This window comes from Fibrobacter sp., from assembly GCF_045112255.1.
Classification (GTDB): domain Bacteria; phylum Fibrobacterota; class Fibrobacteria; order Fibrobacterales; family Fibrobacteraceae; genus Fibrobacter.
In genome coordinates this window covers 21,776-28,088 of the sequence record NZ_JBGUHR010000106.1, presented here as the reverse complement: position 1 = coordinate 28,088, position 6,313 = coordinate 21,776, and the positions used below count along the sequence as shown (strand labels likewise).

General features: G+C 50.3%; 5 protein-coding genes. All 5 read left to right on the top strand.

The genetic code is table 11. The features are described from left to right. Positions 1-1,210 (top strand): FAD-dependent oxidoreductase (locus tag ACJMM9_RS13790; protein WP_405328105.1); only part of this gene is annotated, 1,210 nt, incomplete at its 5' end. Positions 1,211-1,251: 41 nt separating this feature from the next. Beyond that, positions 1,252-2,943 (top strand): hypothetical protein, encoded by a 1,692-nt coding sequence (locus ACJMM9_RS13785; protein ID WP_405328102.1) that lies wholly within the window; start codon positions 1,252-1,254, stop codon positions 2,941-2,943. A gap of 1 nt (position 2,944) precedes the next feature. Further along, entirely contained in the window at positions 2,945-4,687 is a 1,743-nt protein-coding gene (locus tag ACJMM9_RS13780) for an NPCBM/NEW2 domain-containing protein (RefSeq protein ID WP_405328099.1), read from the top strand. A gap of 86 nt (positions 4,688-4,773) precedes the next feature. Continuing rightward, positions 4,774-5,508 carry a tetratricopeptide repeat protein gene (locus ACJMM9_RS13775; RefSeq protein WP_088641303.1) on the top strand — a complete coding sequence of 245 codons (735 nt, stop codon included), beginning with the start codon at positions 4,774-4,776 and terminating at the stop codon, positions 5,506-5,508. Continuing rightward, the gene (locus tag ACJMM9_RS13770) at positions 5,508-6,311 is read left to right on the top strand and encodes a hypothetical protein (protein WP_405328096.1); all 804 of its coding nucleotides are present in this window, start codon (positions 5,508-5,510) and stop codon (positions 6,309-6,311) included. Before ACJMM9_RS13775 ends, ACJMM9_RS13770 begins: the two co-directional genes overlap by 1 nt. The last annotated feature ends 2 nt before the right edge of the window (positions 6,312-6,313 follow it).

Sequence of the window (6,313 nt, the reverse complement as noted above, 5' to 3'; positions counted from 1 at the left end):
CATGTTGAAAATCGGCGTCAGCTATCTCAAGGTGCAGTTGCTGCCTGCACCCAAGGAAAATAGTCTTGAAGAATACATGATCAACCGCTTTGCCGTGGACCTTAACCGCACGTACTTCCGCGACTATACCGAGAAGGTCTGGGGCGTACCGTGCAGCAAGATTAGCCCGGACTGGGGCGGTCAGCGCATCAAGGGCCTTTCGATTACAAAGACTGTAATTCATGCGGTGAAGCAGATTTTTGCAGGCAAGAAAAAGGCGGAATCGGGGAATGCCAACGGTGCCGATATTCGCCAGAAGGATACGGAGACTAGCCTCATCGGTCAGTTTCTTTATCCGAAATTTGGCCCAGGACAGCTTTGGGAAACGGTTGCCGAAAAGGTTCTGGAACTCGGTGGTGAAATCCGCATGAACTCGAAAGTCGTAGGCGTGATTCGCGATGCTCAGGGCAAGACTGTTGAAAGTGTCGTTGTCGAAAGCCGTAACGCAGGTGGCGAGTCCGTGAAAGAATCCGTTCCGTGCGATTATTTTCTCTCGACCATGCCGGTGAAGGAACTTGTGGCCGCAATGGACAGCGAAAAGAATCCTGTGCCTGCGGAAGTCCGCCGCGTGTCCGATGGCCTTGTGTACCGCGATTTCATTACGGTCGGCCTGCTTCTGGATAAGCTTGAAATCAAGAATCCGGCGAAGCCAGGCACTCCTGAAAGCAAGCTCAAGTTCGTTGCCGACAACTGGATTTACGTGCAGGAATCCGACGTGAAGCTCGGTCGCATCCAGATTTTCAACAACTGGAGCCCGTACCTGGTTGCAGACCCCGAAAAGGTCTGGATTGGCCTTGAATATTTTGCAACCGAGGGCGATGAAATGTGGCGCATGCCCGATGCGGACTTCATCAAGTTCGCCATTGCGGAATTGGATAAGATTGACGTTGCAAAACCAGAGTCCGTTCGCGATTCTGTAGTGTTCCACATCAAGAAGGCTTACCCCGCTTACTTCGGGACTTACGGCGAATTCGGCAAGGTGCGTGACTACGTGGATCCGATCGAAAACTTGTTCCTCATGGGGCGCAATGGCATGCACAAGTACAACAACATGGACCATAGCATGCTAGCCGCCATGGAAGTCGTGAAATGCATCCGTGAGAATAGTACCGACAAGACTGCCCTTTGGAATGTGAACAGCGAAGAAGAATACCACGAAGGTAAAAAGTAATGCGGAAATTCGTTAGACGGGAGCTGCCCCTGATTTTGGGGATGGCGCTTTTTGTCCTCATGTCGTATGCGTTCAATCCTGAGATCAAGAATGTTGTACTGCATAGGAACGGAACCGATTTGGAAACCGCCTTGCCGGTCAGCATTCCGATGGCGACAGGAGAGAATTTTTCCATTGACATGGATGTTTCCGCAGGCTTTGCAAGTGACTTTTACTTGAACATCCATCCGGATGACTGCGTTATAGAACTTGTCGTCAACGGCGTTAAGTTCCCGGTTGAAAGTTATCCCGGCTATTGCAGCTGGAATCGGGGATTTATACTCGACAAGGCTGAAATTGTAAAAAACCTTGGCAAGGATGTTTCGGAATTCCATGTCAAAATGTCCTTGCGGAATGGCGGCGGCCTGGGCGGCCTTACGGCGGTCATCAATGGCGGCGGATTCATGCTTGGATTTTTCACGGTGATGTTCTTTGTGCTGCTTGGAGCCTTGATTTTCTCGGTGGGATCGCGGTTCAACATAAAGCGCAGCTTGCTTGTAATCTTCTTTATTGGGCTTCTGCTGCGCGTGGGCTATGGCCAGGAAACATTTTATGACCAGCGCGGTCACGATGTTGGTGGGCATGTGCATTACATGAAGATCATCGCGGAGCAGAATCGAATTCCTTCATCGAATGAATGCTGGACCTGCTATCATCCGCCGGTATATTTTGTCTTGAGCGCTGGCGTCTGGAAGATGGCAAATCTAATGCAGTGTGCCCCGCAAAACGCCGTCAAGTGGTTTGACTTGCTCATATCGCTTGTGGCACTTGGATTTGGACTTGCCTGCCTCAGGAATATCCTGGAAGGGGCGCCTCTTTTTGCGGCGGCTCTGTTGTGGAGCGTGTGGCCAAGCTTTATTCTTGCTTCGCCGAGGCTTGGAAACGATATACTCTTCTACGCAATGCATGCTGTTGCCTTGTGGGGCTGCCTTAAGTATATCCGCACAGGTTTCGGAAAGTATTTCATCGTCGCTGTTGTAGCTTCTTTTGTTGCGTATTGGACAAAATCGACCGCTGTCGTGACTTTTGGAGTCCTTGCGCTTACGGCCTTGCTTCAGCTTTTCAAGAATCCGCGCACGTGGAGCCGCTCGGAACGTGTCGCCGCAGGTCTCTTTATTGCTGCTTCTGTTGCGGTGGCATGTGTGGCGTTGACGCACGATGTCGTGGGAAATGCTGGCGGTAACGATAATTCGGTACTTGTTCGCAACAATCCCGGGAACTTCCTGTTCTTTGATTTGCGTACATTCTTGACGCAGCCCTATACGGACCCGTGGCATGATGAGCTTGGACGCCAGTTTTTCTGGAATTACCTTGCAAAGACGTCCCTGTTTGGCGAATTCAAGTTGCTTGAGACGCCTAAAGGACTTTGGCTTGCATCGATCATAAGCGCATGCTTTGTGGCCCTTCTGGGCTTTGGCCTTCGCGGATTCTGGAAATCCCGATGGGACAAGGTGCAGGTTGTTGTCGCTGCACAGGCGTTCCTTTTCTTTGCCGCGATGATCGCCCTTCGCCTGAAATATCCGTTCTCTTGCAGCAATGATTTCCGTTACATTGTACCGGTTCTTTTGAGCTGCCTGCCTTGGGTGGGTTATGGCTTTTGTGGTGATGGCGCCTCGCGCAAATTGAAAGTGTGTGGCTGGATGGTTACTTTGGTTTTTGTTGTTTGCAGTTCCATTTTAATGATGAGTCTATAGCATGTTCATGTACAAATACCGAAACAACTTGAAGCTGTTCCTCTTTTGGGGAATTATCTGTTTGCTTGCGAATATTGTCTGTACTGCCGGTTCTGCCTATGATGGGGATCAGGGCTACTGGGCCGGCTGGGTGCAGCAGCTGATGGACCGTGGCTTTGGCGGTTTTTCTGGAAATTATCCGCCGCTTTATGTCCTGTGGCTTTGGGTTGTTGCAAAAGTCCATTCCTTGTTTGGTGTTGCTGTCGGTAAGACATTTTTCTTGAAGTTCATTTGCCTTTGGCCGGTTTTCTTTGCACACCTTTTCCTTGTCGATTGGCTTTGCCGCCTTGTGGGTAGGTTTAATTATCCGCAATGGAAAAAGCACTTGCTGCTTGCCTTTGTGGCGCTGAATCCGGCATTGCTGCTGGATGGACCAGTCTGGGGCCAGGTGGATTTGTTCCCGGTGGTAATTGCGGCTCTTGCGATCTATTGCGTGTACCGCCCGCGCTATATTTTCCTTGCTTCGATGCTGTATGTGCTTGCGCTCTTGTCAAAGTTCCAGATGATTGCGTTCTTGCCGATTTTTGGCGGGCTGTTTATTCGCAACTGGAAAACTTCCTGGAAGGGCCTCCCGCTTGCTGTTGCTGGGGCCGCCTTGGTGCTCTTGCCTTTTATTGTTGGCGGAAATTTGCAGCCGATGCTTTCCAGGGCCTATATCCAGACGATGAGCCAGTATGCGTATGCCACTTACAATGCTGCGAATATGTGGTTTATCCTCGTTGGAAATGTTGCGCCCGATAATGTCCCGATCTGGGGCGTTAGCGCTGATGGCTTGGGCTTCTTGATGAAACCGATTGTTTTAGGAAAAATCCTTTTTGTCATTATTTCTGTTTTTACTTTGGTCAAGTCAATCCTGTGCAAGAATTTGCGTACCGCGTTTGCTCTTGCCGCTTTGAATGGCCTTGCGTTTTTTGTGCTGCTCCCTGGCATGCACGAACGCTATCTGACCTATGCTGTTCCGATGGCTCTTTGCTGGTTTGTACTTGACATGCGCCGTGGTGGAATCCCGTGCTTGCTCATTTCGCTTGTCTCCGCGCTGAATGTGAACATGATCAATTCGTTCCGGGGATCGGATGTCTGGATGATCATTTCTGTAATGGCGTGTGCCGCTCTGGTCGTTTCGCTTTTGGTAATTGCAGCTCCGAAATGGGCGAATGCTGTTGTGAATGCTGTTAGCCGGGTTTCCTTGCCGTCCTGGCTGCCTTATGCAATACTGTCGGTTGTTGTTTTGATCGAAGGCGGAATCCTTGCTTATCGCAGCCGCCCGGTTCTTCCGCCTGAAGGCGATAATATTGTCCTCCTGACGAGCTTGAACTGGATTAAGACGGAACAGAGCTATAAGAGTCCGCAAATAAATAAATCCGTGGATTTTCATGATCTTGTTGCTGGAAACAGAATCTACAAGTTCGGTATCGGTGCTCATGCCGCATCGAAAATTCTTATGGAACTTCCCGAGAATGCAGATACGTTGTTCGTGGGCGCAGGAATCGATGCGGAATGCCGTGATGACGGTAGCGCTATATTTATTATCAACGTGGATGAAAAAGAAGTATGGCGGAGCGGCCTTATGCGTGGACGTGGCGACGTTGCGCTTGTGCAAATTCCCTTGCAAGGCGCTTCCAAGCTTGAACTCGAAACCGACCCGGATGGCTCCAATAGCTGCGACCATACGGACTGGCTGAACGGATATATCAAATTGAGATAAGCCCGTTGCCTTTTTATCGGTTCTTTTTGTATATTCTTTGCGTTGATTGAATTTTTATGGCGTAATACCTGTAATGAAGGCGTGAAATGCGATTTTTTTGGACTGCTTTCCTGATTTTTTCTGTATCGCTTTGGGCGCGGCCCATCAACGATGGCAACAAGCTGTTTGCCGCTGGCGATTATGCCGGTGCGCTTGAAATGTACATGAAGGCCCGCGAGGCGGAACCCGCAAATCCGCTTTTGTTCTACAACATTGGAACATGCCAGTACAAGCTCGGCAATTTTGAAGAAGCCAAGAAGGAACTCGAAAGCGCCGTGCGTATGCCGGATAAGAATATGGCCGCGAAGGCGGCGTACAACTTGGCAAATACGCATTTCCGCGTGGGCGAAAAGGCGCAAGAACCGAGTGCCCGCATTGCGGCCTGGCGTGAATCCGTCGCTTATCTGAAAAAGGCGATTGACCTCGATAACGATTTTGAAAACGCCAAGAAAAACGTCGAAATCGTCCAGCGCAAGCTGAAAGAAGAACTCGACAAGCAAAAAGAAAACAAGGACCAGAACCAGGATCAGAACGACCAGAAACAACCTCCGCTGAGCGATAAGGCAAAGCAGGTCTTGGCTCGTGCGCTCCAGCTCTGCAAGGATGGCAAGTACGCCGAAGGCAAGCAGATGCTCGAGAACTTGATTGCCGAAGATGAAACCGCAAGCCAGTTGAGCGGTCACGTGCAGCGCATTGATGACGTCATCGAAATCAAGGCTGGTCGTAAGCCCAAGACGAAGATTGACGCGAGCAACACCGACAACGACCTGGAGGTGATCTAATGGCTATTCTGAGACGAAAGACGAGAGACGAAAGACGAGAGAATGGTGTCGGATTTGAAAGTTTCAGGGCGATTAAGTGTGCGTGTTGTCATTCCCGCCTGTCATCCCGGACCCCGTTCCGGGAGGGAATCTCCTCTCTCGTGTTGATGGCTGTTTTCTTCCTTGCAATTTCCGCATTCGCGGCTCCGAAATCGGCTTCGGCCTACTATGGCGATGCTGCATTCCAGTACATTGAAAACCGCTTGCCGACCGCTGAAATTACTTGCAACGAAGGCTTGCAATACTACCCGAACGATCAGAAATTGCAGATGCTCCTCGATCGCATTCACGAGGCGAAGGACGAGCAAAAGAACGAAAACAAGAAGAACGATCCTAAGAATGATCAGAATCAAGACCAAAATAATCAGGATCAGAATCAGGACAAGCAGAACCAGGACCAGAATAAAGATCAGCAAAATCAGGATCAGAACCAGAATCAAAATGGCGACCAGAGTTCTTCTAGTGCCCAGAATGACCAGAACCAGGATCAACAGAATCAAGGTCAGAACGGTCAGTCTAGCAGCAGCCAGGGTGCTAACAGTTCCGATAGCAATGGCGGCGCCGGAGAGCAGCAACAGCCTGAACAGTCCGAAGGTAATTCCAGCGATAGTAACGGCGGTGAACCTGAACAGCAGCCGCTTCAACCTGGTGAAATGTCTCCTGAAGAAGCCGCCCAGCTCCTCAAGGATTTTGACGAACAGAACGGCGAACGCAAGCCTTGGAAACCCGTCCGCGGCCAGGTAAGACCCGCGAAGGACTGGTAAGG